1 protein-coding gene is annotated in these 926 nt (G+C 63.9%); it reads left to right on the plus strand.

Annotated elements, in window-relative coordinates; translation table 11 throughout:
• Positions 1-210: 210 nt before the first annotated feature.
• Positions 211-926: ABC transporter substrate-binding protein (locus tag EOD07_RS35890; protein WP_127238475.1), on the plus strand; the 716-nt coding region annotated here is incomplete at its 3' end.

The raw sequence follows: 926 nt of genomic DNA on the forward strand, positions 1-926 counted from the left end.
GCATTGGCAGCATCGCCGGGACAGTGATCGGCGTGTTCATCCCGATCGTGTTGCTCAACGGCTTCGTGATCCTCGGCATCCCCCCGTTCTGGCAGACGGTGGCGATGGGCGCCGTGCTCATCCTCGCCGTCTGGATCGACCAGCTCAAACGGCGCGCGCGAGAACGCGGTTGAGAAAAAAGTGCCTTCCAACAACCAGAGGAGAATAAAAATGACGAAGAAGAAATATCTGCTTTTTGCAACCGCCGCCCTGGCCGCATCGGTCTGCGCGGGCCCTGGAAATGCCGCCGAAAAATCGGTGGCGCTGGTGCTCGGTGTCAAGGGCAGCCCCTTCTACCAGGCGCTCGCCTGCGGGGCGAAGGCCAAGGCCAAGGAACTTGGGCTGGACCTGACGGTCTCGGCGCCCGATCAGTTTGCGGCGGATTCGCAGGTGCCGGTCGTGAACGCCGTCACGGCGACCGGGCCGGCCGTCGCGGCAATCGTCCCGACCGATATGCAGGCGCTGATCGCGCCGATGAAGCAGTTGAGCGATCGCGGCACCAAGGTGATCACCATCGACCAGACGATCGGCGACAGCTCGTTCGTCCAGACCCAGATCCTCACCGACAATGAGGCGGGCGGCAAGCTTGGCGCCGACGCGATGAACACGTTGCTCGGCGGCAAGGGCAAGGTCCTGGTCATCACGCAGCCACCCGGTTCCGCCGCCCAGGATGCGCGCACTACCGGCTTCGAGGAAGAGCTCAAGAAATATCCCGGCATCGAATATCTCGGGCCGCAATATCAGAGCGACGATCCGCAGAAGGCGGCCGAGATCATCACCTCGACGCTCTCGGCCCATCCCGATCTCGCGGGCGTCTTCTCGACCAACGACCAGGGAGCCATCGGCGCCATCACCGGGCTGAAGCAGGCGGGTGCGGCGGGCAAGGT

This window comes from Mesorhizobium sp. M2C.T.Ca.TU.002.02.1.1 (genome assembly GCF_003997225.1).